Origin of the sequence: Pseudomonas sp. 102515, assembly GCF_031085165.1 — a bacterium.
Classification (GTDB): domain Bacteria; phylum Pseudomonadota; class Gammaproteobacteria; order Pseudomonadales; family Pseudomonadaceae; genus Chryseomonas.
Window position 1 is genome coordinate 371,981 of sequence record NZ_JAVHTY010000005.1, and the last position, 26,342, is coordinate 398,322.

Consider the following 26,342-nt stretch of genomic DNA (forward strand, 5'->3'; position numbering starts at 1 on the left):
GCGCGGGCGGTGGCGACAACCAGCAGCGACGAGACGTCGGACAATCGCCGTCATAGCCTGGGCGAATGAATCTTGCCGGGCAAAAGGCGTCAACAGCCTCGACCACCGCACTTCTCGGCCCGCCGCTCCGCATGTGCGACGCGGCCACGGCGACTCTTGTGGCATGATGGACCGACTGTAAAAAGGCCGCCTTGACCCTATGACCAGATACCTTGCGCTGCTGACGACCGCCCTGCTGCTCGCCGGCTGCCAGAACCTCGGGCGCCAGCCGACGCCCGCTGCCGCCATCCCGCCGCCCACCGCCAAGACCAGCACGCCGCAGCCGGCCGGCTCCTTTCGCGAAGACACCCTCTATGACCTGCTGGTCGGCGAGCTGGCCGGTCAGCGCAACCGTTTCGACATCGCCCTGACCAACTATGTCGAGCAGGCCAAGTCGACCCAGGACCCGGGGGTCGCCGAACGGGCCTTCCGCATCGCCGAGTACCTGGGCGCCGATACCCCGGCGCTGGAAACCGCGCAGATCTGGGCGCGCAACGCCCCCGACAACCTGGATGCCCAGCGCGCCGCCGCCATCATGCTGGCCCGCGCCGGTCGCTATGACGAATCCATGGTCTACATGGAGCGCGTGCTCCAGGGCCAGGGCGACACCCATTTCGATTTCCTCGCCCTCTCGGCGGCGGAAACCGACGAGACCACCCGTGCCGGCCTGCTCAAGAGCTTCGACCGGCTGCTGGCCAAGTATCCGCACAATGGCCAGCTGCTGTTCGGCAAGGCGCTGCTGCTGCAGCAGGACGGCCGTGCCGACGAAGCCCTCAAGCTGCTGGAGCGCAATCCGGCGGCCAAGCGCGAAGTCGCGCCGCTGCTCCTGCGCGCCCGCCTGTTGCAGAGCCAGGACCGCAGCGGCGAGGCCCTGCCACTGCTCGAAGCCGGCATCCGCCAGCACCCGGAAGACCGTCGCCTGCGCCTGGCCCATGCTCGGCTGCTGGTGGAACTGGATCGCCTGGACCAGGCCAAGCGCGAATTCGCCGAGCTGGTCACCCAGTTCCCGGACGACGATGACCTGAGATTCTCCCTGGCGCTGGTCTGCCTGGAAGCCCAGGCCTGGCGCGAAGCCCAGATCTATCTCAAGGAACTGATCGACCGCGGCAGCCACGTGGACGCCGCGCACCTCAACCTGGGTCGCAGCTACGAAGAACTCGACCAACCCGAGCAGGCGCTGGCCGAATACACTCAGGTCGGGCCGGGCACCGACTACCTGGCCGCCCAGCAACGCCAGGCGGAAATCCTGCTGGGCAGCGGCCGTATCGCCGAGGCGCGCCAGCGCCTGGCCGACGCCCGCAAGCGCCAGAGCGAATACGCGGTGCCGCTCTATCTGCTGGAAGTCGAGGGCCTGGCCAGTGCCGACCAGACCGCCCTCGCCGACCAGACCGTGCAGCAGGCCCTGCAGCAGTATCCCAACGACCTCAACCTGCTCTACGTCCGCTCCATGCTGGCGGAAAAGCGCGGTGATCTCGGTCAGCTGGAAGGCGATCTGCGCTACATCATCGCCCACGACCCCGACAACGCCATGGCGCTCAACGCCCTCGGCTACACCCTGGCCGATCGCACCCCGCGGCTGGCCGAGGCGCGCCAGCTGATCGACAAGGCGCACCAGCTGAGTCCGGAGGACCCGGCGATCCTCGACAGCATGGGCTGGATCCGCTATCGCCAGGGCCAGCTGGCCGACGCCGAACGCTATCTGCGCCAGGCCTACGAACGCTTCCCCGACGCCGAAGTGGCGGCCCACCTGGGCGAGGTGCTCTGGGCTCAGGGCAAGCGCAGCGAAGCGCGCAAGGTCTGGCGCGTGGGCCTCGACGCCGACGCCGATGACGCCATCCTGCGCAGCACCCTCAAACGCCTGACTGGAAGCGAAACCCTCCGATGATCCGCGTGCGTACCTTCGTCACCCTGTTGCTGCTCGCCCTGCTGGCCGGTTGCGCCAGCACCTCTCGCCAGGAAGCCGTGGAAGGCCAGGGTAACGCCGCCCAATGGCAGGCTCATAAAAAACGTATCGCTGCCCTCGACGGCTGGCAGATCGACGGCAAGGTCGGCATCCGCGCCCCGCGTGATTCCGGCAGTGGCACCCTGTTCTGGCTGCAGCGCCAGGACTATTACGACATCCGCCTGGCCGGCCCCCTCGGCCGTGGCGCCACCCGCCTCACCGGCCGTCCGGGTGCCGTCACCCTCGATGTCTCTGGCCAGGGCAGCTACCAGGCCGACTCCCCCGAGGCCTTGCTGGAACAGCAACTGGGCTGGCGCCTGCCGGTCTCGCACCTGCTCTGGTGGGTGCGCGGCCTGCCGGCGCCGGACAGTCGCAGCCAGCTGACCCTGGACGCCGACAGCCACCTGGCGCGCCTGGTACAGGACGGCTGGACCGTCGAATACACCCGCTACACCGAGCAGAACGGCTACACCCTGCCCGAGCGTCTCAAGCTCACCGGCAAGGACCTGGAAGTCATCCTGGTGGTGAAGACCTGGCAGCCGCGCGAGCTGGGCAAATGACCGCAGTGCCTGCCTTCATCCTGCCGGCGCCGGCCAAGCTCAATCTGTTCCTGCACATCCTCGGTCGCCGCCCGGACGGCTATCACGAGTTGCAGACGCTGTTCCAGTTTCTCGACTGGGGCGACGACCTGGGCTTTGCCGGACGTGACGACGGCGAATTGCAACTGCACGACGGCCTGCCGGGCGTCGCCCCCGAGCAGAATCTCATCCTGCGCGCCGCCCGGCTGCTGCAGCAGGAAAGCGGTACCCAGCAGGGCGCCGACCTCTGGCTGACCAAGCGGCTGCCCATGGGGGGCGGCATCGGTGGCGGCAGCTCGGATGCCGCCACCACCCTGCTCGGCCTGAATCATCTCTGGGGCCTGGACGCCAGCCTCGACGACCTGGCGGCACTGGGGCTGCGCCTGGGCGCCGACGTGCCGGTGTTCGTCCGTGGCCAGGCCGCCTTCGCCGAGGGTGTGGGGGAAAAGCTCACCCCGGTCGCCCCCCCGGAACCCTGGTATCTCGTGGCCGTGCCGCAAGTCTCTGTAAGTACAGCAGAAATTTTTTCAGATCCGCTGTTGACACGGAACACTCCCGCCATTAAAGTTTGCGCCGTTCTCAAGTGGTCAGGTCGAAACGACTGCCAGAGTACGGTCGAAAGGCGTTACCCGGAAATTCGTAACGCTTTGATCTTGCTAAACAAATTTGTTTCAGCTAGATTAACCGGCACTGGAGGTTGCATATTTGGAAGCTTTCCAAATAAGACCGAAGCTGATACAGTAGCCAGCCAGCTACCAGCATCACTTCCAGGCTTCGTAGCCAAAGGTAGCAACACTTCCATGTTGCACCGGGCGCTGGCAAGCCTGACCGGAGAATGAGTACAGCTAGTACTCTGCAAGATACAGGGGCGTCGCCAAGCGGTAAGGCAGCAGGTTTTGATCCTGCCATGCGTTGGTTCGAATCCAGCCGCCCCTGCCATTTTCCTTCCAAGACCCACCTCAAGCCGCAGGAACTGCAGCGTGTCCAAGATGATGGTCTTCACGGGGAACGCCAACCCCGATCTGGCACGGCGCATCGTGCGCCAGCTGCATATCCCTCTCGGTGACGTCTCCGTCGGAAAATTCTCCGATGGCGAGATCAGCGTCGAAATCAACGAGAACGTACGGGGCAAGGATGTCTTCATCATCCAGCCCACCTGCGAGCCGACCAACGACAACCTGATGGAACTGGTGGTGATGGCCGATGCCTTCCGCCGCTCCTCGGCCACTCGTATCACCGCGGTCATCCCCTATTTCGGTTATGCGCGCCAGGATCGCCGTCCGCGTTCCGCACGCGTCGCCATCACCGCCAAGGTCGTCGCCGACATGCTGACCGTGGTGGGCATCAATCGCGTGCTCACCGTCGATCTGCACGCCGACCAGATCCAGGGCTTCTTCGACATTCCCGTGGACAACATCTACGGTTCCCCCGCCCTGGTGGATGACATCGAAGACCAGCGTTTCGAAAATCTGATGATCGTGTCCCCGGACATCGGTGGCGTGGTGCGTGCGCGTGCCGTGGCCAAGAGCCTGGGTGTGGACCTGGCGATCATCGACAAGCGCCGCCCCAAGGCCAACCAGTCGGAAGTGATGCACATCATCGGTGACATCCAGGACCGCACCTGCGTGCTGGTCGACGACATGGTCGATACCGCCGGCACCCTGTGCCACGCGGCCAAGGCCCTGAAGGAACATGGCGCCGCCAAGGTCCTGGCCTACTGCACCCACCCGGTGCTGTCGGGTCGGGCCATCGAGAACATCGACAACTCCGTGCTGGACGAGCTGGTGGTGACCAACACCATTCCGCTGTCCGCCGCGGCTCAGGCCTGCAGCCGTATCCGCCAACTGGACATCGCGCCGGTGGTGGCCGAGGCGGTACGCCGGATCAGCAACGAAGAATCCATCAGCGCGATGTTCCGTTAAGGAACAGCCGCTCTGGAAGCGCCCCGGAAGGTCGAGGAGACCCCCCGGGGCTTTTTAGTCGGTAGGGCCGTAGAACTGGTCGCAAGTCTCGGACTGCCGATTCCTTATCCTGGAGATTCACAATGGTAGATTTCACTCTGAATGCCGAAGTGCGTTCCGACCTGGGGAAAGGTGCGAGCCGCCGCCTGCGTCGTAATGCCGGTAACGTTCCCGCCGTGATCTACGGTGGCGACAAGGCCCCGACGTCCATCACCCTGGTCGGCAAAGACCTGGCCAAGATGCTGGAAAGCGAAGCCGCCTTCGCCAGCGTCATCACCCTGAAGATCGGTGGCAGCAACGAAAGCGTGCTGGTCAAGGCCCTGCAGCGTCACCCCTCCAAGGGCTACGTCATGCACGCCGACTTCCTGCGCGTCGTCGCCGGCCAGAAGCTGACCGCTCACGTGCCCCTGCACTTCATGAACCAGGAAACCTCCGTGGGCGTGAAGCAACAGGGTGGCGAGATCCTGCACACCATCAACGAAGTCGAAGTTTCCTGCCTGCCGAAAGACCTGCCGGAATTCATCGAAGTCGACATGGCCAAGGTCGAGCTGGACCAGATCGTTCACCTGAGCGACCTGTCGGTTCCGGCTGGCGTCGAGCTGGTGTCCCTGGCCCATGGCAGCGATCTGCCGGTTGCCAGCATCCACATGCCGCGCATCCGTGAAGAAGCTGCAGACGGCGCTGCCGAAGAAGGCGCTGCCGAGTAAGTTCTCGCACGCCTGAAAGAGAAGGGCTCCTGACATGACTGCCGTCCAACTGATCGTCGGCCTGGGTAATCCGGGCCCCGAATACGACCAGACCCGGCACAATGCAGGGGCCCTTTTCGTTGAGCGACTGGCAGCCGCCCAGGGCGCGAGCCTGGCTGTCGAGCGCAAGTATCATGGCCTCGTGGGGCGCTTCCGCCACGCGGGCAACGATGTTCGTCTGCTCATCCCCACCACCTACATGAACCGCAGCGGCCAGGCCGTGGCGGCGCTCGCCGGCTTTTTCCGCATCCCGCCGGCAGCCATCCTGGTGGCCCACGACGAACTCGACCTGCCACCCGGCACCGCACGCCTCAAGACCGGCGGCGGCCACGGGGGGCACAACGGGCTGCGCGACATCATCGCCCAGCTCGGCAATCAGAACGGCTTCCAGCGCCTGCGCCTGGGCATCGGCCATCCGGGGCATGCCAGCCTGGTCTCCAACTTCGTGCTGGGCCGCGCACCGCGCAGCGAGCAGGACCTGCTCGACACCAGCATCGACGCCGCCCTGGAGGTGGTCCCGGAGCTGCTGACCGGCGACCTGACCCGCGCCATGCAACGCCTGCACAGCCGCAAGGCCTGACCTACCCTACCCTCTTCCTTTTCTTCCGCGAGGACACACACCATGGGATTCAATTGCGGCATCGTCGGCCTGCCCAACGTCGGCAAGTCCACCCTGTTCAATGCCCTGACCCAATCTGGTATCGCGGCGGAAAACTTCCCCTTCTGCACCATCGAGCCCAACAGCGGCATCGTGCCCATGCCCGATGCGCGGCTGAATGCCCTGGCGGAGATCGTCAAACCCGAGCGGGTGATCCCCACCACCATGGAGTTCGTCGACATCGCGGGGCTGGTGGCCGGTGCCTCCAAGGGTGAAGGCCTGGGCAACAAGTTTCTCGCCAACATCCGCGAGACCGACGCCATCGCCCACGTGGTGCGCTGCTTCGAAGACGAGAACGTCATCCACGTGTCGAACTCGGTGGATCCCAAGCGGGACATCGAGGTGATCGACCTGGAGCTGATCTTCGCCGACCTCGACAGCTGCGAGAAGCAACTGCAGCGCGTGACCCGCAACGCCAAGGGCGGTGACAAGGAAGCCCTGGCGCAGAAGGCCCTGCTGGAACAGCTGATCCCGCACTTCGAGGCCGGCAAGCCTGCCCGCAGCCTGCTGAAGGGCCTGGACGACGAGCAGAAGCGCCTGGTGCGCAGCTTCCACCTGCTGACCAGCAAGCCGGTGATGTACATCGCCAACGTCGCCGAAGACGGCTTCGAGAACAACCCGCACCTGGACGTGGTCCGTGCCATCGCCGAAGAAGAAGGTGCCGTGGTGGTGCCGGTGTGCAACAAGATCGAGGCGGAGATCGCCGAACTGGACGACGACGAGGAAAAGCAGATGTTCCTCGAGTCCATGGGCATGGAAGAGCCGGGCCTGAACCGGGTGATCCGCGCCGGCTACGAGCTGCTCAACCTGCAGACCTACTTCACCGCCGGGGTGAAGGAAGTGCGCGCCTGGACCGTCCGGGTCGGCGCCACCGCGCCCCAGTCGGCCGCCGCCATCCACACCGACTTCGAGAAGGGCTTCATCCGCGCCGAAGTGGTGGCCTACGACGACTTCATCGCCTTCAAGGGCGAGAACGGCGCCAAGGAAGCCGGCAAGTGGCGCCTGGAAGGCAAGGACTACATCGTCAAGGACGGTGACGTCATGCACTTCCGCTTCAACGTCTAAGCGACGGCGAACGCCAGAGCCCCCTCCTCACCGCAAGGTGGCGAGGGGGTTTTCTTTTGCGCGGAGATTGACTGTCGCAGTCCAAAGGCACGGCTCGCGGGGCGTCGATTTGGCACAATGACGGCGATCCGACCGCCGTCAAATGTCTCCCGCTGCCTGGATGCCGCCATGAATTTCGAAGACCTGCGCCTGTTCGTCACCACCCTGAACGAGGGCAGCTTCACCGCCGCCGCCGACAAGCTGGGGCTGTCCAAGCAGTTCGTCAGCCGGCGGACCCTGTTGCTGGAAGAGAGTCTGGGCGTGCGGTTGATCAATCGCACCACGCGACGCTTGCAGGCGACCGAATTGGGGATGCTGCTCTACGAGCGGGCGGTGAAGATCCTCGAGGACGTCAACGACACCGAGGAATTGCTCTCCAGCCGGCGGACGGTGCCCCAGGGGGTGCTGAGAGTCAGTGCGCCCATGACCTTTGGCACCCTGCACCTGAGTCCCCTGCTGCCGGATTTCCTCTCGGCCTATCCGCAGATCCGCCTGGAGCTGGATCTCAATGACCGGGCGGTGGATCTGCTCGCAGAGGGCTACGACATGTCGATCCGCATCGGCACCCTGGTCGATTCCAGTCTGATCGCCAAGCGACTGACCGAGATGCAGCTGGTGACCTGTGCCAGTCCGGGTTATCTACAGAAGGCGCTGCCGCTGCTGCAGCCGGAGGATCTGGCCGAGCACAGCTGTCTGCTCTATGGCCATGGTCGCCAGGTGGAATGGCGCTTTCAGCGCGGAGGCAAACCACTGGCACTGCCCATGCAGGGTCAGCTCAGGGCCAACAACGGGGAAGTGGTGCGGGACGCGGCCATCGCCGGCCAGGGCATTGCGGTGCTGCCGACCTTCATCATCGGCGCGGCGCTGGCCTCAGGGGCGCTGGTGCAGGTGCTGGAAGACTTCGCCCTGCCCAGCGCGGCGGTCTATGCGGTCTATCCCCAGCATCGTCAGTCGGCACGCATCGTCCAGCTGTTCTCGGACTATCTGCGCGACCGCCTGACGGTCCGGCCGACTCACGCCACGGCGCCGCGGGTCGGTTGACGCTGAGGCCACTGCTGGAGGGTGCGCTCGGCGCCGTCGGCGGCCAGGCGTTGGCCGTCCAGGCGCTGCTGCTGGCGCTGGATCGCCGGCTGCAGGCTGCGCTCGGCACCGTTTTCGGCCAGGGCGCGACGCGGGTCGAGACGTTGCTGCTGCCGCTGGATCGAGGGTTGCAGGCTGCGCTCGGCACCGTTTTCGGCCAGGGTGCGACGCGGGTCGAGACGTTGCTGCTGGCGCTGGATCGAGGGTTGCAGGCTGCGATCGGCGCCGTTTTCGGCCAGGGTGCGATCCTGCTGCTGGTGCTTTTCGATCAGCGAACCCAGGGGACGCAGGGCGCTTTCCTCGGCCTGAGCGGATTGGGCGATGGCGGTGGTGAGCAAGGTGGCGGCGAAGAGGGCGGTGAGGGCTTTCATGGCGAGTACCTGTGTCGGGTGGGTGTGGACTCATTGTCGCCAGCCCGCCCCGCGCCTAGAAATCGTCCCGCGGGATAGCGATCATCGACCGCGCTGATGATGGCGCTCAGGCGCGCGCCTGACGCTGCCGCAGCAGGAACAGGCACCAGACGGCCAGCGCCGTGGCGGCCAGCAGGCACCCGGCCAGGCTGACTCCAGTCCAGCCGAAGTGCTCGTAGAGCCGTGCCGAAAGCAGCGAACCCAGGGAGCCGCCGAGGAAATAGCCGGTCATGTAGCCAGCGTTGAGGCGGCTGCGCGCCTCCGGACGCAGCCGATAGACCACGTTCTGGTTGCTGACGTGGCTGAGCTGCACGGCGAGATCCAGCACCAGGATGCCGACCAGCAGCGCCGCCAGCGACCGCTGGGCGAAGGCCAGGGGTAGCCAGGCCAGGGTCAGGGAGGCCAGGCCGATGCTGGTGGCGAGGCCACCCTTGCCCTGGTCGGCCATGCGTCCGGCCAGATTGGCAGCTAGTGCCCCCACGGCGCCGGCGAGACCGAACAGGCCGATGGTGCCGTCGCTGAAGCCATAGGGCTCGGCGGCGAGCAAGAAGGCCAGGGGCGTCCAGAACACCGCGAACACAGCGAAGCCCAGGCACCCCAGCAGGGTGCGCAGCCGGTGGAGGGGTTCGTCGCGCAAGAGCACGAACACCGAACCCAGCAGCCGTGGATAGCTCAGGCCCGCCGACTGCTGATAGCGCGGCAGCGCCAGGCGCAGGGCCAGGGCGGTGGCCAGCATCAGACCGGCCGCCACGGCATAGACGGTGCGCCAGTCGCCCAGGGACGAAAGCGCCCCGGCCACGGTGCGGGCCAGCAGGATGCCGAGGATGAGTCCGCTCATCACGGTGCCCACCGCCCTGCCCCGCTGCTCCGGCGCGGCCAGGGTGGCGGCGAAGGGCACCAGCACCTGGGCCACCACCGAGAAGAGCCCGGTCATGGCGGTGCCCAGCAGCAACCAGGTCAGACTGGTGGCGGTGGCGCTCAGGGCCAGGCCGGCGGCGGCGATCACGCTCATGATGACGATCAGCCGGCGTCGCTCCAGCAGATCCCCCAAAGGCACCAGCAGCAGGAGACCGGCAGCGTAGCTGAGCTGGGCGGTGGTGACGATGCTGCCGGCCTGGGTGTAGCTGAGGTCGAAGCGCTGGGCGATGGTGTGCAGCAACGGCTGGTTGTAGTAGTTGCTGGCCACGGCGATGCCGGTGGCGACGGCCATGAGCAGGGTCAGCCAGCGGCTGAGAGGGGGCGTGGAATTCGACATCCGCAGGATCCGGCAAGGAAGGGGCTGATGAGTATCGGACAACGGCAGCTATCGGTTAAATGAATCGTTAAGATGACCTTGATCTCATTTCAAGATAGCGCCATGAATCTCAAGCAGCTGGAATTCGCCATCGCCCTGGCCGAAGAGCGCCACTTCACCCGCGCCGCCGAGCGTTGCCATGTGGTGCAGTCGGCGCTCAGTCACCAGATCGCCCGCCTGGAAGCCGAGCTGGGCGCCACCCTGTTCGAGCGCCTGCCGCGTCAGGTGCGCCTCACCCCCGCCGGCGAGGCGCTGCTGGTCCAGGCGCGCCAGGCGCTGGCGGCGGTGGAAAGGTTGCAGCAGGATGTGGCCGCCGCGGTCGGCGCCATTCGCGGCACCCTGACGCTGGGTCTGATCTCTTCGGTGCCACGCCTGGACATCGTCGAGTTGCTGGCCACCTTCCATGCCCGCCATCCCCAGGTGGACATCCGGCTGCGCCAGGACAAGAGCGAGACGCTGCTGGCGGCGGTGCGCGAGCGCCAGCTGGATTTCGCGCTGATCGGCCTGTCGCGCCAGGTGGCCCTGGAGGCGGTGGACAGCCGCCTGCTGCTCAGCGAGGAGCTGGTGGCGGTGCTGCCGGCGGCGCACGCCCTGGCCGGACGCGAGCGTCTGTCACTGCACGAGCTGGTGGATCTGCCGCTGGTGGACCTGCCCACCGGCAGCGGCGCCCGGCGGCAGACCGACGAGGCCTTCGCCGCCCTGGGCCTGCCCCATCGGGTGCGTTTCGAGACGGGCAACATGCAGTTGCTGGAGCGCTTCGTCCGGCGCGGGTTGGCCATCGGCCTGGTGCCCGACAGTATCGCCAGCACCTTTGCCGGTCTGGCTCGGGTGCCGGTCAGCGATGGGCCGCAACGTAACGTCCATGCCATCTGGTCGCCCTTGCCGACGCCAGCGACGCGGGAATTTCTCAAGGTTCTGGAAGACGCCCTGGCGGACTAGCCCTCGCCCACCGGCAAGCCGTGCAGCAGCTGAGGCGATACGCGAGTGATCGCCAAGCGTGAGCCCCTTGCCGAGCTGTCAGGCCCGTACCGCCGATTTCGCCCATGCGCCCGGTGGACAGCTCCTGAAATTCCTGACGCACGTTTGAGGACTGACTGCCGTCTGCTCGCATTACCGCGGCCATGGCGATCCGCCGATGCGGCCGTGCCTAAGGGCCCCTGGTAGGCTGGGTTGAGCGCAGCGAAGCCCGACATTGCCCAAGGCTGAACATCCTGTTGGGCTTCGACGATGGAGTCGTCTCAACCCAACCTACGGTCTATCGCCGCCCTGGCCTCCGCGATAGATCACAGATCAATTTGCTGCCAAGCCGTAGCGTGGAAAACGACGCCGCCTTTTCCAGGGGTGAAGTCGTTGTGCTGGGCGTGCCCTCACCCCTCGCTCACCGGCAGCCGGCGTACGAAGTTGCCCACCCGCCAGGCCAGCTGTTCGCCCTGGCACTGCACCAGCAGGTTGCGCACCGGGTAGGACTGGCCGGCGACACTGGCTTCGGCCTGGGCTTCGCTGGCGCCATCCAGGTGGTTGCGGGCGAGCACCCGGTAGCTGCCGGTGCTGCAGCGTTCCGCCGCTTCCCCAGCGCAACCGGACCAGCTGCCGAAGACCCCGTTGCACTGCACCAGGTAGGCCGTGCTGCCATCCCTGAGGTAGGCGTTGTGGGAGTTGGCGCAGCCGGCCAGCAGGGCGAGGAAGCCGGCGCAGGCCAGCAGGCGGAGGGCGTTGCGGAGGATGGCGAGGTTCATGGGCGTGGCTCCGGAAGACATGCAGCCATCCTAGAAAGCCAACCCCCTCCCCCATAAATCGTACCGGCGGATAGCGCTTATCGACGGCGCTGATGGCCGCGGCGTCAGGGGTTCTCGCCCATGAATCTGATGATCTCGCCGCGCAGCCAGCGCTCGCCCGGGTCCTGGTCCTGGGCCGCGCGCCAGACCAGCGACAGCTTGGCCGGGACGATGGGAAACGGCGGTTCCTCGATGCGCAGGCCGCCGCCCGCAGCCAGCGCCCGGGCGGCGTAGTCGGGCACCGTGGCGAGCAGGTCGCTGCCGGCCAGCAGGGCGCCGAGACCGTTGAAGTGGGGCACGCCCAGGGCCACCTTGCGGCTGCGCCCGAGGCGCGCCAGGTCGTCGTCGATGTTGCCGCAGAGATCGCCGGACATGGACACCAGCACATGGGGCCGGGCGCAGTAGTCCTCCAGCGTCAGGGGCGCGGGATCGCTGTCGGCGCGTACCACCAGCGCGCGGATATGCCTCAGGGTGCGGCACTTGGCATTGGCCGGCAGCTGGGTGGTGTAGCTGATGCCCAGGGACACCTCGCCGCTGGCCAGCAGCCCGGGCAGGAGCAGGAAGTTGGCGTTGCGCACCACCAGCACGCAGTGCGGCGCCACCTCGCGCAGATGGGCCAGCAGCGGCGGCAGCAGGCCGCATTCGACGTCGTCGGACATGCCCAGGCGAAACACCGCGCGACTGGCGCCGGGGTCGAAGTCGTCGACCTCGCTCAAGGCATTGGACAGGCCGTCCAGCGCCGGCCTCAGCCGTTCGAGAATGGCCAGGGCCCGCGGCGTGGGCTCCATCGCCCGACCGCTGCGCACCAGCAGGGGATCGTCGAAGAATTGCCGCAGGCGCACCAGGGCGGCGCTGATGGCCGGCTGGCCGAGAAAGAGCTTTTCCGCGGTGCGGGTGAGGTTGCGCTCGTGCATCAGGCTTTCGAACACCACCAGCAGGTGCAGGTCGATGCGGCGCAGGTCGTTGCGGTTCACGGCATCCCTCCGCGAAGGTCTGGCAGGGATGGTTCGGCGCCGAGGGAGGCGCCGGACCATCGTTCCCCTTACTTGGCGGCCAGCTTGGCGTAGCTGGTCATCAGGTTGCGGTAGTTGGGGATGTGGTTGGACAGCAGGGCACCGAGGCCCTCGATGTCGTTGCGCCAGTCGCGGTGCAGTTCGCAGGCCACACTGAACCAGTTCATCAGCTGCACGCCGGCGGCGCTCATGCGCGCCCAGGCGGCCTGTTGCACGGTCTTGTCGAAGGTGCCGGAGGCATCGGTCACCACGAAGACATCGAAGCCCTCGGCGATGGCCGCCAGTGCCGGGAAGGTCACGCAGACGTCGGTCACCACCCCGGCGATGATCAGTTGCTTGCGACCGGTGGCCTTGATGGCGGCGACGAAGTCTTCGTTATCCCAGGCATTGATCTGGCCGGGCCGGGCGATGTAGGGCGCCTCGGGGAACAGCTCGACCAGCTCGGGCACCAGCGGACCGTTGGGGCCCTGCTCGAAGCTGGTGGTGAGGATGGTGGGCAGGCCGAAGAACTTGGCGCTGTTGGCCAGGGCCAGGACGTTGTTCTTGAAGTCGCTGGGAGTGAAATCCTGTACCAGGGAGATCAGACCGGCCTGGTGGTCGATCAGCAGGACGACGGCATCGTTCTTGTCGAGACGGTTGTAGGGCTTGCTCATGGTGGAGTCCTCAGTGGAGTGGTGGTGCTTGGGATGAAGGGCGACGTCAGGCGCCGCCCAGGAGATGGCGGATGGCGATGGGCACGCCGGGGGTCTGGTACTGCCGCGCCGCCGCCTCCAGGCGCTGTTCGCCCTGGGTCACGCGGTGGTGGTGGCGCAGGTGTTCCAGCCAGGATTCGTCGCAGAAGAATTCCTGCCAGCGGCGCGGCTCGGCGCTGTCCTGCAGCAGGGCCCAGGAGAAGGCGCCGTTGCGCCGGCGCATGGCGCCCACCGCCTGCATGGCCTGGCGGAAGGCCGGGCCGTGTTCGAGGGCGATGTCGTATTCCAGGGTGACCATCACCGGGCCGCGCTCGCGGTCCAGGGAATCGTCGAGGATGGGCGCCGGCCAGTGCAGCGAAGGGGCGATGTCCGCCGCCGGGGTGACCGGCAGGCGCAGGCGCCAGGTCAGCCCGATGCCGGCCAGCAGCACCCCGGCCGCCGCGCTCAGGGCCAGGCTCAGGGAGAAATGACTGGCCAGGGCGCCCCAGACAACGCCACCCAGGGCGCTGGTGCCGAAGAACACCAGGATGTAGACGGCCAGGGCGCGGGCGCGCACCCAGCCGGGCACGGCGGTCTGGGCCGCCACCTGCAGGCTGGAGAGCACGGCGATCCAGGCCAGGCCGCTGGCGAGCATCACCGGCAGCAGCCAGGCGAAGTCGCGAATCCAGGCCAGGCCCAGCAAGACCAAGGCATAGAGCGCACTGGCGCTGGCGACCAGCAGGTCACTGGACAGCCGTTCGCGCAGCCGCGGCAGCAGCATGGCGCCGCCGATGGCACCCAACCCGACGCACCCGAGCAGGATGCCGAAATCCAGGGCGGTGCCCTGCAGGGCCTGGCGGACCAGCAGCGGCAGCAGCGCCATGCCGGCGCTGGCACCGAGGAAAAACGCGGCGGTCCGGGCCAGCACCACCTGCAGCCGGGGAGAGCTGCGGGCATAGCGGAAACCGACCCGGACTGCGCCCAGCAGGCGCTCCGCGGGCAGCACGGCGGCTGCAGGCTCTCGCCGCCAGGTCAGGAGCGCGACGATGACGGCAAGGAAAGAGACGGCATTGAGGGCGAAGGTCAGCCAGGGACCGGCCAGGCTGACCAGCACCCCGGCCAGCGCCGGACCCAGGGCCCGCGCCACGTTCATGCCCAGGCTGGACAGGGCGATGGCCGCGGGCAGCTCGCTCTTGTCGACCAGCTCGGGGGTGAGCGCCGACCAGGCCGGCAGCATCAACGCCGTGCCTATGCCCATGGCCAGGGTCAGGCCCAGGAGCAGCGGTACGGTCATCCAGCCCGCCAGGGTCAGGCCGGCCAGGGCCAGGGCCACCGCGGCCATCCACAGCTGTACGCCGAGCAGGTAGCGGCGGCGGTCGACGATGTCGGCCAGGGCGCCGGCCGGCAGCGCCAGCAGGAACATCGGCAGCGCCCCCGCCACCTGGACCAGGGCCACCGCCAGGGGGCTGGCCGACAGCGAGGTCATCAGCCAGCCAGCGCCCACCTCGTGCATCCAGGTACCGATGTTGGAGGCGATGCTGGCCAGCCACAACCAGCGGAAGGTGCGCTGACGCAAGGGCTGCCAGGGCGAGGCGGCGTTGGGATTCAAGGCGGCGGCGGTCATGGTGGCGCTCCTCAGAAGCTGAAGCAGGAGCAGCCGAAGGCGCCCCAGAAGCCACTGAAGTCGCTGACCGGCACCCGGCTCTGGCGCGCCCGCTCATGGCCGTGGCCATGCACGGAACAGGCGCCGGCGCATTGGTGCACGGCGGCCTGCAGTGGCGCGCCGGGTTTCCAGTGACCGGGCACCTTGACCACCGGCGACCAGTCCGGGGTGACCGGCAAGGGCGCCGGACCCAGGCGATCGAATTCCTCGGCGCCATGGACGATGCGGCCACCGACCACGGTCAGCACCGACTCCAGGTGCTTGATGGCCTTTTCCTCGACCGTGAAGAAGTCCGCCGAGAGCACCGCCACGTCGGCCAGCTGGCCCACCCGCAGCTGGCCCTTCTTGCCCTGCTCCGAGGAGAACCAGGCGCTGCCCTGGGTGAACAGCTGCAGGGCGGTGGCCCGTGGCAGGCCTTCCTGGTAGAGCGCCAGGCCGCCCACGGTGCGGCCACTGACCAGCCAGTACAGCGAGGTCCAGGGATTGTAGCTGGACACGCGGGTGGCATCGGTCCCCGCGCCTACCGGCACGCCTTCGGCGAGCATGCGCTGGATCGGCGGGGTCTGCTCGGCGGCCTGGGCGCCGTAGCGGTCGACGAAGTATTCGCCCTGGAAGGCCATGCGGTCCTGGATGGCGATGCCGCCGCCGAGCGCCCTGACCCGCTCGATGTTACGCGGGCTGATGGTCTCGGCGTGGTCGAAGAACCAGGGCAGACCGTTGAAGGGCACGTCGCGGTTGACCCGCTCGAAGACGTCGAGCATCCGCGAGATGGATTCGTCATAGGTGGCGTGCAGGCGGAACGGCCAGCGCTGCTCCACCAGGTGGCGCACCACCGGTTCCAGATCCGCTTCCATGGTGGGCGGCAGGTCCGGACGCGGTTCGAGGAAGTCCTCGAAGTCGGCCGCGGAGAAGGCCAGCATCTCGCCGGCGCCGTTGTGGCGGAGGAAGTCGGTGCCCTGGTGCAGGGTGACGCTGCTGGTCCAGTTCTTGAAATCGGTCAGCTCTTCCTTGGGCCTCTGGGTGAAGAGGTTATAGGCGATGCGCACGGTGAGCTGGTCGGCGTCGGCCAGTTCCTGGATCACCTGGTAGTCGTCCGGGTAGTTCTGGAAGCCGCCGCCGGCGTCGATGGCGCTGGTCAGGCCCAGGCGATTGAGTTCGCGCATGAACTGGCGGGTGGAGTTGACCTGGTATTCCAGCGGCAGCTTGGGCCCCTTGGCCAGGGTGGCGTAGAGGATCATGGCGTTGGGCCGGGCGATCAGCATGCCGGTGGGCTCGCCGCGGGCATCGCGCTGGATCTCGCCACCTGGCGGATTGGGCGTGTCCTTCGTGTAGCCCACGACACGCAGGGCGGCGCGGTTGAGCAGGGCGCGGTCGTAGAGGTGCAGGATGAACACCGGGGTATCCGGCGCGGCCTGGTTGAGCTCCTCCAGGGTCGGCAGACGGCGCTCGGCGAACTGGAACTCGTTCCAGCCGCCCACCACCCGTACCCACTGGGGCGCCGGGGTGCGCTCGGCCTGGTCCTTGAGCAGGCGCAGGGCGTCGGCCAGCGAGGGCACGCCTTCCCAGCGCAGCTCCAGGTTGTAGTTGAGGCCACCGCGGATCAGGTGCAGGTGGGAGTCGTTGAGGCCCGGGATGGCACGGCGACCGCGCAGGTCGACCACCTGGGTGCCCGGGCCGCGATGCGCCATGACGTCGCTGTCGCTACCCACGGCAAGAAAGACGCCGTCCTTGATGGCGACCGCGCTCGCCTCGGGGCGCTCGGGATCGACGGTGTGGAGCTTGCCGTTGTGCAGGATCAGATCGGCGTGTTGCATGTGGCCTCCGGGACCAGGATCAGAAGTCCGGGCGCAGGGCGCCCGGGAAGACTCAGCTGGCGACGAAGGCCAGCAGGTCGCGGTTCAGCTGCTCGGCGTGGGTCACCGCGAAGCCGTGGGGGGCGCCGGCGTACACCTTGAGCTCGGCGCCGCGGATCAGCTCGGCGGCGAGCTTGCCGGTGGTCGCGAAGGGCACCACCTGGTCGGCGTCGCCGTGGATCACCAGGGTCGGCACGTCGATCTTGGCCATGTCCGGGCGGAAGTCGGTTTCCGAGAAGGCGGTGACGCAGTCGACCGTGCCCTTGAGCGAGGCCAGCAGGGCGATGTTGAGGGTCTGGGTGAAGACGCCGTCGGAGACCTGCTGGCCCTGGTTGGTGCCATAGAAGACTGGCGCGAAGTCGGCGAGGAACTGGGCGCGGTCCTTCAGCAGCCCCCCTCGGATACCGTCGAAGACGCCCTGGTCGACGCCCTGGGGGAAGTCCGGCTTCTGCCCGAACAGCGGGGTGACGGCGCCGAGCAGCGCCAGCTTGGCCACGCGCGCCGAGCCATGGCGCGCCAGGTAGCGGCTGACGTCGCCACCGCCCATGGAAAAGCCCACCAGGGTGACGTCGCGCAGGTCCAGGTGCTCGATCAGCTCCTTGATGTCATCGGCGAAGGTGTCGTAGTCGTAGCCGTTCCACGGTTGGCCGGAGCGCCCGAAACCGCGCCGGTCGAAGGCGATGGCGCGATAGCCGTGGCTGGCCAGATGGTGCATCTGGTAGTCCCACATGTCGGCGTCCAGCGGCCAGCCGTGGCTGAACAGCACGGGCCTGCCGCTGCCCCAGTCCTTGAAATAGATCTCGACGCCGTCGCGGGTGGTGAAGGTGCTCATGGTTGTTCGCCTCTAGGGGTGGGGGGAGTGGAAAAGGCGCCCGAGCGGGCGTTGAGCCAGGGCGCGCACAGGCTGCTCACCCTCGGCATGATCAGGAACACCACCAGCGGCACGATGCACAGGGTGATCAGCAGGTTGCTGGGCACCGGGCCGGCCAGCAGCGGATAGCGCGCGAACAGCGGCTGCCACAGCGGCGGGATCAGCATGGTCAGGGGCGCGATGACCAGGTAGGTCAGCACCGCCTGCTTCCAGGCTGGCGGCTGGCGCACGCCGGGGCGTGGTGGCTTGAACCAGAATTCGGCGTCGGCATGCACCTCAGGGGCATCGGCCTCGCGCAGCAGCGGCGCCACTTCGGCGATCAGCGCCTGGCGCTCTGGCGAGGCCAGCCAGGCCTGGAGCTGGTCGACGTCGGCGAAGCGCACCAGGGTGGTGAAGGCGGCGCCCTCCTCGGCTGGCGGGATGACATCCACGCCCAGGTGGCCGCAGGCCGCACGGGCGGCGGTGACCGCGCGCTCCAGCCAGCGCTGGTAGGCAGCCTGCTGACCGGCCAGGGGCTGGTGGCGGATCACCAGGGTGACGATGCGGCTGTGGGCCTGCTGCAGGTCCTGACCGAGTATGGCGCTCATGACAGGGCCCTCGCGAAACCGCCCTGGGCGGCGTGACGCCTGGCCAGCCGCGCCTCCAGCGAATAGCGACCCGGCCCGGTGAGCGCCAGGGTGCCGAACAGCACCAGCAGCAGCCAGCCGAACTGGCCTTCCTCCAGGGACCACTGCGGATGCACCACCAGCAGGGCGATCAGCAGCACGCCGAGGATCGGCAGGCAGGCCAGGCGCGTCGCCCAGCCCAGGGCGATCAGCAGCGGACAGAGCACCTCGGCGAAGACCGCGAAGCCCAGCGTCGGCCAGGCGCCCAGGTGCAGTGGGTCTTCGATCAGGCCGAGCTGCTGGTGAAAGTGCAGCGCCTTGGGCAGCCCATGCACCGCCACGAGCAGTCCGGCGCCACCCAGCCGCAGGAACAAGAGTCCCAGATCCAGTCGCAAGCGTTCCATGGCCCAGCCTCCCGCGGAAAGAATCGGCTGCGAGAAGACCCCGCGCCGTCGATGGAGCGGACTTTCACCCGGACGACGGCAAGCGGCCTTGGACGTCTGTGCTGGTTTTTGTACGCCTGTGCTGTGGCATCCAGCTGAAAGGATTCACGTCGCAGTAACTGAGGAATAGTCAACTTGAGGGTGACTGTTTAACGCCATACAGCCGCTTATTAGAAAACGGAGTGGACAGTAATCTATCCCTATCGCATCCAAGCCGGATGCCAGACCTGGAAAAGGACAGTCACGATGAACACTCAAGCCCTCACCGCCACCACCGGTCGCCTGCTGCTCGCCAGCCTCTTCCTGTTCAGTGGCGTGGGCAAACTGCTCGCCCCGGCGGCCACCAAGGGCTACATCGCCGCCATGGGCCTGCCCTTCCCGGACCTTGCCTACCTGGGCGCCCTGGCGGTGGAGCTGGGACTCGCCAGCCTGCTGCTGATCGGCTATCGCACCCGGCCGGTGGCGCTGGCCATGGCCGCCTTCACCCTGGTCACCGCCCTGGTGTTCCACCACCAGTTCGCCGACCAGAACCAGTTGATCCACTTCCTCAAGAACGTCGCCATCGCCGGTGGCCTGCTGCAGGTGGCGGCCTTCGGCGCCGGGGTCCTGAGCGTGGATGGCCGGCGACCGGTGCGGGCGGCCCGGTTGGCCTGATCGCCCTCGTCCGCTGTACCCGCCTGATCCCCAGGGTCAGGCGGGCGCCGTCACATCCAGCATCCTGGCGCAGGCCTCGCGCACCAGCTCGAGAAACAGGCGCAGCCGCGCCGGATAGACCCGGGCGTAGGGATAGATGAGATAGATCGGCAGGGGTGCCGCCTGCCATTCCGGCAGCAGGTGCACCAGGCGACCCGCAGCGACGTCCTCGCGCACCATCCAGTGCGACAGCGCCGCGCAACCCAGGCCGCGCACCGCGGCATGGCGGGCGACGAAGAGACTCTCGGTGGCCAGCCGCGGCCGCAAGGGGACCACCCGGCTTTCGCCAGTGGCGCCCAGCTGCAGGCGCAGTTCGGTCTGGTAGAACTGGGTCATGGCGATCCAGGGCAGTGCCGCCAGCTCCTCGGGTGCCTGCAGCGTGCTCGCCAGCTCCGGCGCCGCCACCAGGATGCGCTGGACGTCGCCCAGGCGCACCGCCACGGTGTCCGGATCGTCCACCACGCCCACCCGGATGGCGCAGTCGACGCCATCGGCGACGAAATTCGGCGCCCGGTCGCTAAGCACCCAGTCCACTTGCATCCCCGGATAGCGCCGCAGATAGGTCTCCAGCGGATCGAGCAGCTGCTCCTGGCCGAAGGCATGGGGCATCACCACCCGCAGGCGTCCCTCGGGCTCGGCATGGGCGCCGTGCAGCGCGGCGGCGAAGGCCTGCCAGTCGCCGAGCAGTTGCTGGGCCTGGCGATAGCAGCGCTGGCCGTCCTCGGTCAGGCGCAGGGCGTGGGTCGAGCGCTGCACCAGGCGCACCTGCAGCGCCCCCTCCAACGCCTGCAGGCGTCGGCTGACGGTGGGCTGGGTGGTGCCGAGCTGGCGCGCGGCCGCCGACAGGCTGCCGGCTTCGACGATGCGCACGAAGGTTTCCAGCAAGTCGAGACGGTCATGGGTAAAGGTAGTGTTCATACCGCCTACGTATACCCCTTGTACCTCACGTCCGGCTACAGGCGGCGAGGGCTCTGGCGAAGAATGCGCTCATCGTCTTCCCACCCGGAGAATCGCCATGACCGACATTCCTCTCTCGCATAGCCAGACCTCAGCTCACCCCGGCAGCCTGTCCCCTGCCCTGCTCGGCCTGCTGGCCACCGGCGCCGGCCTCAGCGTGGCCAACCTCTATTACAGCCAACCCCTGCTCGGCATTCTCGCGGGCGCCCTGCCGGCACCTGCCGCCGACGTGGGGCTGATCCCCACCCTCACCCAGCTCGGCTATGCCCTGGGCCTGCTGTTGCTAGCGCCCCTGGGCGATCGCTTCGACCGCCGCCGCATCATCCTGGCCAAGCTGGCCGTGCTGCTGCTGGCGCTGCTCGGCGCCAGCCTGGCACCGGGCCTGCACGGGTTGCTGGTGGCCAGCCTGGTCACCGGCCTGGCCGCCACCGTGGCCCAGGACCTGGTGCCGGCCGCTGCGACCCTGGCGCCGCCGGCCGAGCGCGGGCGCATCGTCGGCACGGTGATGACCGGCCTGCTGCTGGGCATTCTGCTGTCCCGGGTGGTGAGCGGGCTGGTGGGCGAGTGGCTTGGCTGGCGGGCGGTCTATCTGCTCGCCGCCCTGAGCATCGCCGCCATCGGCGTGGCGGTGTGGCGCGGCCTGCCTGCCTTCGCCGCCACCACCCGGCTCAGCTATCCGGCCCTACTCGGCTCCCTGGGCGCGCTCTGGCGCCGGCATGCCGCCCTGCGCCGGGCGACCCTGGCGCAAGGGCTGCTGTCGGTAGGCTTCAGCGCCTTCTGGTCGACCCTCGCCCTCTATCTGCACGCCGGTCCCTTCCAGTTGGGCAGCGCCGCCGCCGGCGCCTTCGGCCTGGCCGGTGCCGCCGGTGCCCTGGCCGCGCCCTGGGCCGGCCGCCTGGCGGATCGCCACGGCGCGGAATGGGTGACGCGCCTGGGCATCGGCCTGGCGGCCCTGGCCTTCGCCAGCCTGCTCCTGTTGCCCTGGTTGCCGGGGGTGGCCGGTCTGGTACTGCTGGCGCTGGCGACGGTGGTCTTCGACCTTGGCGTCCAGGCCACCCTGATCGCCCACCAAGCGCAGGTCTACGGCCTGGAACCCGAGGCGCGCAGCCGGCTCAACGCGGTGCTCTTCACCGGCATGTTCATCGGCATGGCCAGCGGCGCGGCCCTGGGCAGTCTGCTGCTGGCCCGGCTGGGCTGGAGTGGCGTCGCCGGCCTGGCGCTGGCGACCGCCCTGCTGGCGCTGGCAGTGCGGCTTTGGCTGGCCCGTCCGCGTCGGGTGTAACGATCACGGTGCACAGCGAGGCGTCCTCTGGCGAAAGGATCGTCAACCAGAACAGGACGACCATTCTCCTCCCAGCTCGTTAATCAAACAGGGGCGCCACAGTAGGATGACTTCCATGGCGTCGGAACAGACCGCGCCCCACTCAGACAAGGAGCCTCATCATGCTGGCCATTCGTAAAGCTTCCGATCGCGGCGCCGCCAACCACGGCTGGCTCAAGTCCTTCCACACCTTCTCCTTCGCCAGCTACCGCAATCCGGCGGAGCAGGGCTTTTCCGACCTGCTGGTGATCAACGACGACACCGTGGCCGCGGGCCAGGGCTTCGGCGAGCATCCGCACCGCGACATGGAGATCTTCTCCTATGTGCTCGAAGGCGCCCTGGAGCACCAGGACAGCCTGGGCACCGGTTCGGTGATCCGCCCGGGCGACGTCCAGCTGATGAGCGCCGGCAGCGGCGTCAGCCACAGCGAGTACAACCACTCCGAAAGCCAGAGCGTGCACTTCCTGCAGATCTGGATCGTGCCCAACGTGCGCCGCGCCGAACCGCGCTACCAGCAGCAGCACTTCAGCGCCGAGGCCAAGCGTGGCCGCCTGGCCCTGATCATCTCGCCGGATGGCGCCGAGGGTTCGCTGGAGGTACGCCAGGACGCCCGCGTCTACGCCGGCCTGTTCGACGGCAGCGAAAGCGCCACGCTGCAGCTGGCCCCCGAGCGCCATGCCTATGTGCATGTCGCCCGCGGCAGCCTGGAGCTGAATGGCGTCCTGCTGCAAGCCGGTGACGGCGCGAGGCTGCGCGGCGAGCGTGACCTGCAGCTGACCCACGGGACCGATGCCGAGGTACTGGTGTTCGATCTGCGGCCCAACGAACTGCCGCAAATGCCCTGACCCTGCCTGCGCCCGCGTAGCAGGCGCCAAGCCCGGAGGCCGCTCACTCGGCCTCCCCTTGCCGAGAACGCGCCATGAGCACCCAAGCCCTGACCTCCCTGGTGGCCGGTAACGCCACCCTCTGGCTGACGCTGAACGTCTTTGGCGAACAGCTGGGCCTGCCGGTACCGGCCTATCCGTCGCTGGTGGTGATGGGCGCGGCGGCCGATGAAGCCGAATTGCTCCTGGCGCTGCTGGCTACCGTCGCCGTCACCGGCCTGGCCGATCTGCTCTGGTACTGGGCCGGCCGGCGACATGGCGCCTGGCTGTTGCGCCACCTGCCAGGCCACGTCCCGGCGGCTACCCGCCTGCCCAGCCTGCTGCTGGTGGCCAAGTTCATCCCCGGCGCCGCGGCCCTCGCCACCCTGAGCGCGGGCGCCAGCGCCATGCCCTTGCGGCGCTTCCTGGCCTATGACCTGGGCGGCGCCACCCTGTGGATCGGCTCCGGCCTGGCCCTGGGGCGGCTGTTCGAGGCACACATCCTGACCCTGCTCGACAGACTCCAGGCCTATGGCCCGGCACCTCTGCTGCTCGCCGGACTGCTCGGTCTCGCGCTCCTGGGCTGGCACCTGCTGGCCCGTAGACACGCTAGGCCAGGTCCGTCGCGACAGTATTGCGCCTAGACGGTTGCCGTCTTAACGCTAATTAACGATAGCCAACTCGCACGTCAGACAACTGCACGGAATCATTCTCATCCAGGCCGTCGCGCCATGCGGCTGGTTTGATAGGGAGAGCGCCATGTCCATGACCGTCGATAGCACCCTGGCTCTATCCAGTACCCGACTGGTCGGTTTGGCCGCCTGGCAGGAACGGCTGGCCAAGGAGGTCCTGCTGCAGCATCTGGAGCGCGGCATCAGCGTCAGCCAGGTCGCCTCCGTCTGCGGCCTGTCGCGCAGTCACTTCACCCGCCAGTTCAAGCTCAGTGCCGGACTCGCCCCGCTGGAATGGCTGCGCCAGCAGCGCATCGACCGTGCCCGGCAATTGCTCGCCGAGCGTCGTCTACCCCTGGCGGCGATCGCCCTGGAATGCGGTTTCTTCGATCAGGCGCATCTGAGCCGGGTGTTCACCCGAGCCATCGGGATCCCGCCGCTGGCCTGGCAGCAGCAGGCCGTGGAGCGGCGATTGCTGGCGGAATTGCCGCAGATGCAGCCGCAACATGGCCAGCAGGCGGTAGCCTAGGGTCGCCCCGCTGCCTTCCACCAGGATCAGCGACTTGTCCACCAACTGCCCCAGGAGGGGAATGAACAGTGCCTCCTCCAACCCGCGCTGCGCCGCCAGCCGCAAGGCCTCCTGACGACTGAAATGCTCCCCGGCCTCGGCCAGGGTCGCCAACACGGCGAATTCCGACTCGCTCAGGCTGTGCAGACTCCAGTCGAGCATGGCGCAGAGGCTGCGTTGGCGTTGCGCCGCCGTGCGCCGCCCGGCCACGCTCAGGTAATAGCCCCCTTCGAGTTGCGCCAGCACCCCGTTCAGGCCCTGGGCCGCCACCTGCTCGGCCAGGATCTCCAACGCCAGGGGCACGCCTTCGCTGCGGCGGCAGATCTCGCCCACCAGCTGCACGTCGGCGGGCCGCAACTGCAGCCCCGGCAGGCGCGCCCGGGCACGCCGGACGAACAGCCGAAAGGCCGGCTCGCGCATGGCATCGCGCAGGTGCCGCGTGGGTGGATTCACGACCGGCAGCGGCGCCAGGCGCAGCACGGCCTCCCCTTCCACCCGCAGGGCCTCGCGACTGGTGACCAGCACCCTGAGCTGCGGACAGCCTTGCAGCAGGTTTTCCACCAGCCAGGCCGCGGGCTCGACCAGGCGCTCGGCGTTGTCCAGCACCAGCAGCAGGCGCCGCGAGGCCAGCGCCTCCTGCAGCGCTGGCAGACCGCTGCCGCTGGCGAGGCCCAGGTCGCTGGCGAGGCGCTCCACCAGCGCCATCATGTGGCCCAGTGCCGCGAGATCGAGACTCTGTATCCCGTCGGCAAAGTCTTCCGCCAGTGCGGGCAGCAGATGCTGGACCAGCAGCGACTTGCCGACACCGCCGGTGCCCACCACCGACACCAGGCGGCGCTGAGCGAGCAAGCGGCGTAGTTCGACCAGGCTGGTCTCGCGCCCCTCCAGGGGCGTCAGGGGCAGTGGCGTCTCGGCCAGCGGCGTGAGGTCTTCTTCGCTCAGGCATTCTACCGCCAGGGCGAAGCCGTAGCCGCGCTGCCGGGCGCTGAGGATGGGATCCCGGATGCTGTAGGGACGCAGCACCCGGCGCAGGGCCGAGATGTGCACCCGCAGATTGATGTCCTCGACGACGGCGCCAGGCCAGACCCGGGCCATCAGGGTCTGCTTGCCGACCAGCTCGCCGGGGTGTTGCAGTAGCACCCGCAGGATGTCCAGGGCCCGTCCGCCGAGGGGCAGCACACGCTCGCCATCCAGCAGCAGGCGCCGTCGCGTATCCAGGACCAGGCCGCAGAAGCGGAAGGCACTGGCGTCTTCCAGGGACTTGAGCGCTTGCATGACCATGTCGCGCCACCTTGCCTCGGGTTCTGCGGGCACCAGGCTCCGCAGCCCTCGACGGTGTGCGCCTCTCCTTGCCGATAGGTACGATCATTCTGGCCGCTGCCCAGGCAAGCCGTATGACGATCTACGGCCAGAAGCTGCCATCGATGGGCGTGATACCGCCATCAGAGGCCGACTTCAGCTGAATTGGTAACGGTATTGCGCCGGGGTCAGCCCCAGATGGCTCTGGAAGGCGGCGCGCATGCAGCGGTCGCTGGCGAAGCCGCTGCGAAAGGCCACCGTCTTCAGCGGCAGTTCACTGGTCTCCAGCAATTCGCGCGCATGATCGATGCGTGCCCTGAGCACGAACTCCAGGGGCGTCATGCCGGTGTCGCGCTTGAACACCCGAGCGAAGTTGCGGGTGCCCATGGTCGCCAGCTCGGCGAGTCGGCTGATCGAATAGGCCTGGTCGATATTGGCCAGCACATGGTGCTGCACCCGGTTGATGGCGGTGGTGGCTTCCGGCTCGTCGAGCAACGGGCTGAACTGCGCCTGCTTGCCCTGCCGCTGGGTCACCACCACCAGCACCTTGGCCACCTCCCGGGCGACGACCTTGCCATGGTCCTCGGCCACCAGGGCCAGCGCCAGGTCGATGCCGGCGGTGACTCCGGCCGAACTCAGCAGCGGGCCATCGCTCAGGTAGATGTCATCGGCGGTCACCTGGGCGCGGGGAAAGCGTCGCGCCAGCCGCTCGCGATAATTCCAGTGGGTGGTGACCCGCCGGCCATCGAGCAGACCCGCGCTGCCGAGCAGGAAGGTGCCGGTGCAGACCGCTCCATAGCGGGTGCACTGCGCGGGCACCTGCCGCAGCCAGGCCGCGACGTCCGGATGGGGCTCCAGGTAGGCTCCCGGCCCCCCGGGCACCAGCAGCAGGTCATAGCGCCCCGGCGGCTGCTGGGTGGTGAGCTCCGTGCGTATCGTCATGCCATTGGAACAACGCAGGGTCCGCCGCTGCCCCGCGGCGATGGTCACGATGCGATAGTGGTCGGCCGCGGGCAGATAACGATTAGCAATGGAAAACACCTCCACCGGCCCGGCGAAATCCAGCATCAGCACCTCGGGGACCAGCAAGAAAGCCACTGTCCTCGTCATGGCGATACATCCTTATCCGTGTTGCAGTTTGTCCTTGGACGCTGGGGCGTCCGGGTCAAGGTAGGCACGAGGATAAAGATCTATCTCGAAGGGACAAGAACTGGCAAAAGGCCATCAAGCTGTCTTTTTATGTCTTCCACGGAGCCTAGTCCGA

26 protein-coding genes, 1 tRNA gene and 1 pseudogene are annotated in these 26,342 nt (G+C 67.8%); 15 read left to right on the plus strand and 13 right to left on the minus strand.

The annotated features are described in order from the left end of the window. Positions 1-199: 199 nt before the first annotated feature. From RCF34_RS20300 to RCF34_RS20340, 9 genes are all read left to right on the plus strand, one after another. Positions 200-1,924 carry a tetratricopeptide repeat protein gene (locus RCF34_RS20300; RefSeq protein ID WP_308709786.1) on the plus strand — a complete coding sequence of 575 codons (1,725 nt, stop codon included), beginning with the start codon at positions 200-202 and terminating at the stop codon, positions 1,922-1,924. After that, positions 1,921-2,541, plus strand: a complete 621-nt coding sequence (gene lolB / locus RCF34_RS20305; RefSeq protein ID WP_133861552.1) for a lipoprotein insertase outer membrane protein LolB — start codon at positions 1,921-1,923, stop codon at positions 2,539-2,541. Before RCF34_RS20300 ends, lolB begins: the two co-directional genes overlap by 4 nt. Further along, on the plus strand, positions 2,538-3,398 hold the full coding sequence (gene ispE, locus RCF34_RS20310) for a 4-(cytidine 5'-diphospho)-2-C-methyl-D-erythritol kinase (protein WP_308709787.1): 861 nt from the start codon (positions 2,538-2,540) through the stop codon (positions 3,396-3,398). The genes lolB and ispE overlap by 4 nt, the downstream gene beginning before the upstream one ends. A gap of 25 nt (positions 3,399-3,423) precedes the next feature. Continuing rightward, positions 3,424-3,498, plus strand: a tRNA-Gln gene (locus RCF34_RS20315). Positions 3,499-3,539: 41 nt separating this feature from the next. After that, positions 3,540-4,481 carry a ribose-phosphate pyrophosphokinase gene (locus tag RCF34_RS20320; RefSeq protein WP_007161553.1) on the plus strand — a complete coding sequence of 314 codons (942 nt, stop codon included), beginning with the start codon at positions 3,540-3,542 and terminating at the stop codon, positions 4,479-4,481. Between the two features lie 122 nt (positions 4,482-4,603). Next, positions 4,604-5,227, plus strand: a complete 624-nt coding sequence (locus RCF34_RS20325; RefSeq protein WP_308709788.1) for a 50S ribosomal protein L25/general stress protein Ctc — start codon at positions 4,604-4,606, stop codon at positions 5,225-5,227. A 34-nt stretch (positions 5,228-5,261) separates the two neighbouring features. Further along, entirely contained in the window at positions 5,262-5,846 is a 585-nt protein-coding gene (gene pth / locus RCF34_RS20330) for an aminoacyl-tRNA hydrolase (RefSeq protein ID WP_308709789.1), read from the plus strand. A gap of 42 nt (positions 5,847-5,888) precedes the next feature. Beyond that, a complete protein-coding gene (gene ychF / locus RCF34_RS20335; protein WP_308709790.1) occupies positions 5,889-6,989 on the plus strand; it encodes a redox-regulated ATPase YchF in 1,101 nt (366 codons plus the stop codon). A 168-nt stretch (positions 6,990-7,157) separates the two neighbouring features. Continuing rightward, a complete protein-coding gene (locus RCF34_RS20340) occupies positions 7,158-8,069 on the plus strand; it encodes a LysR family transcriptional regulator (RefSeq protein ID WP_308709791.1) in 912 nt (303 codons plus the stop codon). Here RCF34_RS20340 and RCF34_RS20345 read toward each other — a convergent pair. Beyond that, positions 8,042-8,479 (minus strand): hypothetical protein, encoded by a 438-nt coding sequence (locus RCF34_RS20345; RefSeq protein WP_308709792.1) that lies wholly within the window; start codon positions 8,477-8,479, stop codon positions 8,042-8,044. The genes RCF34_RS20340 and RCF34_RS20345 overlap by 28 nt on opposite strands. 106 nt (positions 8,480-8,585) lie before the next feature. After that, a complete protein-coding gene (locus tag RCF34_RS20350; protein WP_308709793.1) occupies positions 8,586-9,773 on the minus strand; it encodes an MFS transporter in 1,188 nt (395 codons plus the stop codon). 102 nt (positions 9,774-9,875) lie between these two features. On the opposite strand from RCF34_RS20350, the gene RCF34_RS20355 reads away from it, so the two are divergent. After that, entirely contained in the window at positions 9,876-10,751 is an 876-nt protein-coding gene (locus tag RCF34_RS20355) for a LysR substrate-binding domain-containing protein (RefSeq protein WP_308709794.1), read from the plus strand. 428 nt (positions 10,752-11,179) lie between these two features. Here the strand turns inward: RCF34_RS20355 and RCF34_RS20360 are convergent, their stop codons facing one another. From RCF34_RS20360 to RCF34_RS20395, 8 genes are all read right to left on the minus strand, one after another. Beyond that, the gene (locus RCF34_RS20360) at positions 11,180-11,569 is read right to left on the minus strand and encodes a hypothetical protein (RefSeq protein WP_308709795.1); all 390 of its coding nucleotides are present in this window, start codon (positions 11,567-11,569) and stop codon (positions 11,180-11,182) included. 83 nt (positions 11,570-11,652) lie between these two features. Further along, positions 11,653-12,561 carry a LysR substrate-binding domain-containing protein gene (locus RCF34_RS20365; RefSeq protein ID WP_308709796.1) on the minus strand — a complete coding sequence of 303 codons (909 nt, stop codon included), beginning with the start codon at positions 12,559-12,561 and terminating at the stop codon, positions 11,653-11,655. A gap of 68 nt (positions 12,562-12,629) precedes the next feature. Continuing rightward, a complete protein-coding gene (gene ycaC / locus RCF34_RS20370; RefSeq protein ID WP_059313433.1) occupies positions 12,630-13,253 on the minus strand; it encodes an isochorismate family cysteine hydrolase YcaC in 624 nt (207 codons plus the stop codon). 46 nt (positions 13,254-13,299) lie between these two features. Then, the gene (locus RCF34_RS20375) at positions 13,300-14,895 is read right to left on the minus strand and encodes an MFS transporter (RefSeq protein ID WP_308709797.1); all 1,596 of its coding nucleotides are present in this window, start codon (positions 14,893-14,895) and stop codon (positions 13,300-13,302) included. An 11-nt stretch (positions 14,896-14,906) separates the two neighbouring features. Further along, positions 14,907-16,748 carry an amidohydrolase gene (locus RCF34_RS20380; protein ID WP_308709798.1) on the minus strand — a complete coding sequence of 614 codons (1,842 nt, stop codon included), beginning with the start codon at positions 16,746-16,748 and terminating at the stop codon, positions 14,907-14,909. Between the two features lie 52 nt (positions 16,749-16,800). Next, positions 16,801-17,619, minus strand: coding sequence for an alpha/beta hydrolase (locus RCF34_RS20385; protein WP_308709799.1), 819 nt, complete (start codon positions 17,617-17,619; stop codon positions 16,801-16,803). Beyond that, a complete protein-coding gene (locus RCF34_RS20390) occupies positions 17,616-18,245 on the minus strand; it encodes an antibiotic biosynthesis monooxygenase (RefSeq protein ID WP_308709800.1) in 630 nt (209 codons plus the stop codon). The genes RCF34_RS20385 and RCF34_RS20390 overlap by 4 nt, the downstream gene beginning before the upstream one ends. After that, complete coding sequence (locus RCF34_RS20395) at positions 18,242-18,667, minus strand: DoxX family protein (protein WP_308709801.1); 426 nt, start codon at positions 18,665-18,667, stop codon at positions 18,242-18,244. The genes RCF34_RS20390 and RCF34_RS20395 overlap by 4 nt, the downstream gene beginning before the upstream one ends. A gap of 285 nt (positions 18,668-18,952) precedes the next feature. Here RCF34_RS20395 and RCF34_RS20400 point away from each other — a divergent pair, with 285 nt between their 5' ends. Next, positions 18,953-19,360, plus strand: a complete 408-nt coding sequence (locus RCF34_RS20400; RefSeq protein ID WP_308709802.1) for a DoxX family protein — start codon at positions 18,953-18,955, stop codon at positions 19,358-19,360. 36 nt (positions 19,361-19,396) lie between these two features. Here the strand turns inward: RCF34_RS20400 and RCF34_RS20405 are convergent, their stop codons facing one another. Continuing rightward, positions 19,397-20,317 carry a LysR family transcriptional regulator gene (locus RCF34_RS20405; RefSeq protein ID WP_308709803.1) on the minus strand — a complete coding sequence of 307 codons (921 nt, stop codon included), beginning with the start codon at positions 20,315-20,317 and terminating at the stop codon, positions 19,397-19,399. A 97-nt stretch (positions 20,318-20,414) separates the two neighbouring features. On the opposite strand from RCF34_RS20405, the gene RCF34_RS20410 reads away from it, so the two are divergent. The 4 genes from RCF34_RS20410 (at position 20,415) to RCF34_RS20425 (ending at position 23,740) form a co-directional block, all read left to right on the plus strand. Further along, entirely contained in the window at positions 20,415-21,638 is a 1,224-nt protein-coding gene (locus RCF34_RS20410) for an MFS transporter (RefSeq protein WP_308709804.1), read from the plus strand. Positions 21,639-21,799: 161 nt separating this feature from the next. Next, on the plus strand, positions 21,800-22,522 hold the full coding sequence (locus RCF34_RS20415; protein WP_308709805.1) for a pirin family protein: 723 nt from the start codon (positions 21,800-21,802) through the stop codon (positions 22,520-22,522). Positions 22,523-22,596: 74 nt separating this feature from the next. Continuing rightward, a complete protein-coding gene (locus tag RCF34_RS20420) occupies positions 22,597-23,184 on the plus strand; it encodes a VTT domain-containing protein (protein WP_308709806.1) in 588 nt (195 codons plus the stop codon). 115 nt (positions 23,185-23,299) lie between these two features. After that, positions 23,300-23,740, plus strand: coding sequence for an AraC family transcriptional regulator (locus RCF34_RS20425; RefSeq protein WP_308709807.1), 441 nt, complete (start codon positions 23,300-23,302; stop codon positions 23,738-23,740). A gap of 621 nt (positions 23,741-24,361) precedes the next feature. Here RCF34_RS20425 and RCF34_RS23190 read toward each other — a convergent pair. Then, positions 24,362-25,060, minus strand: a pseudogene (locus tag RCF34_RS23190) (transcriptional regulator); the annotation flags it as partial. A gap of 174 nt (positions 25,061-25,234) precedes the next feature. Next, the gene (locus tag RCF34_RS20435; RefSeq protein ID WP_308709808.1) at positions 25,235-26,188 is read right to left on the minus strand and encodes a GlxA family transcriptional regulator; all 954 of its coding nucleotides are present in this window, start codon (positions 26,186-26,188) and stop codon (positions 25,235-25,237) included. Between the last annotated feature and the right edge of the window lie 154 nt (positions 26,189-26,342).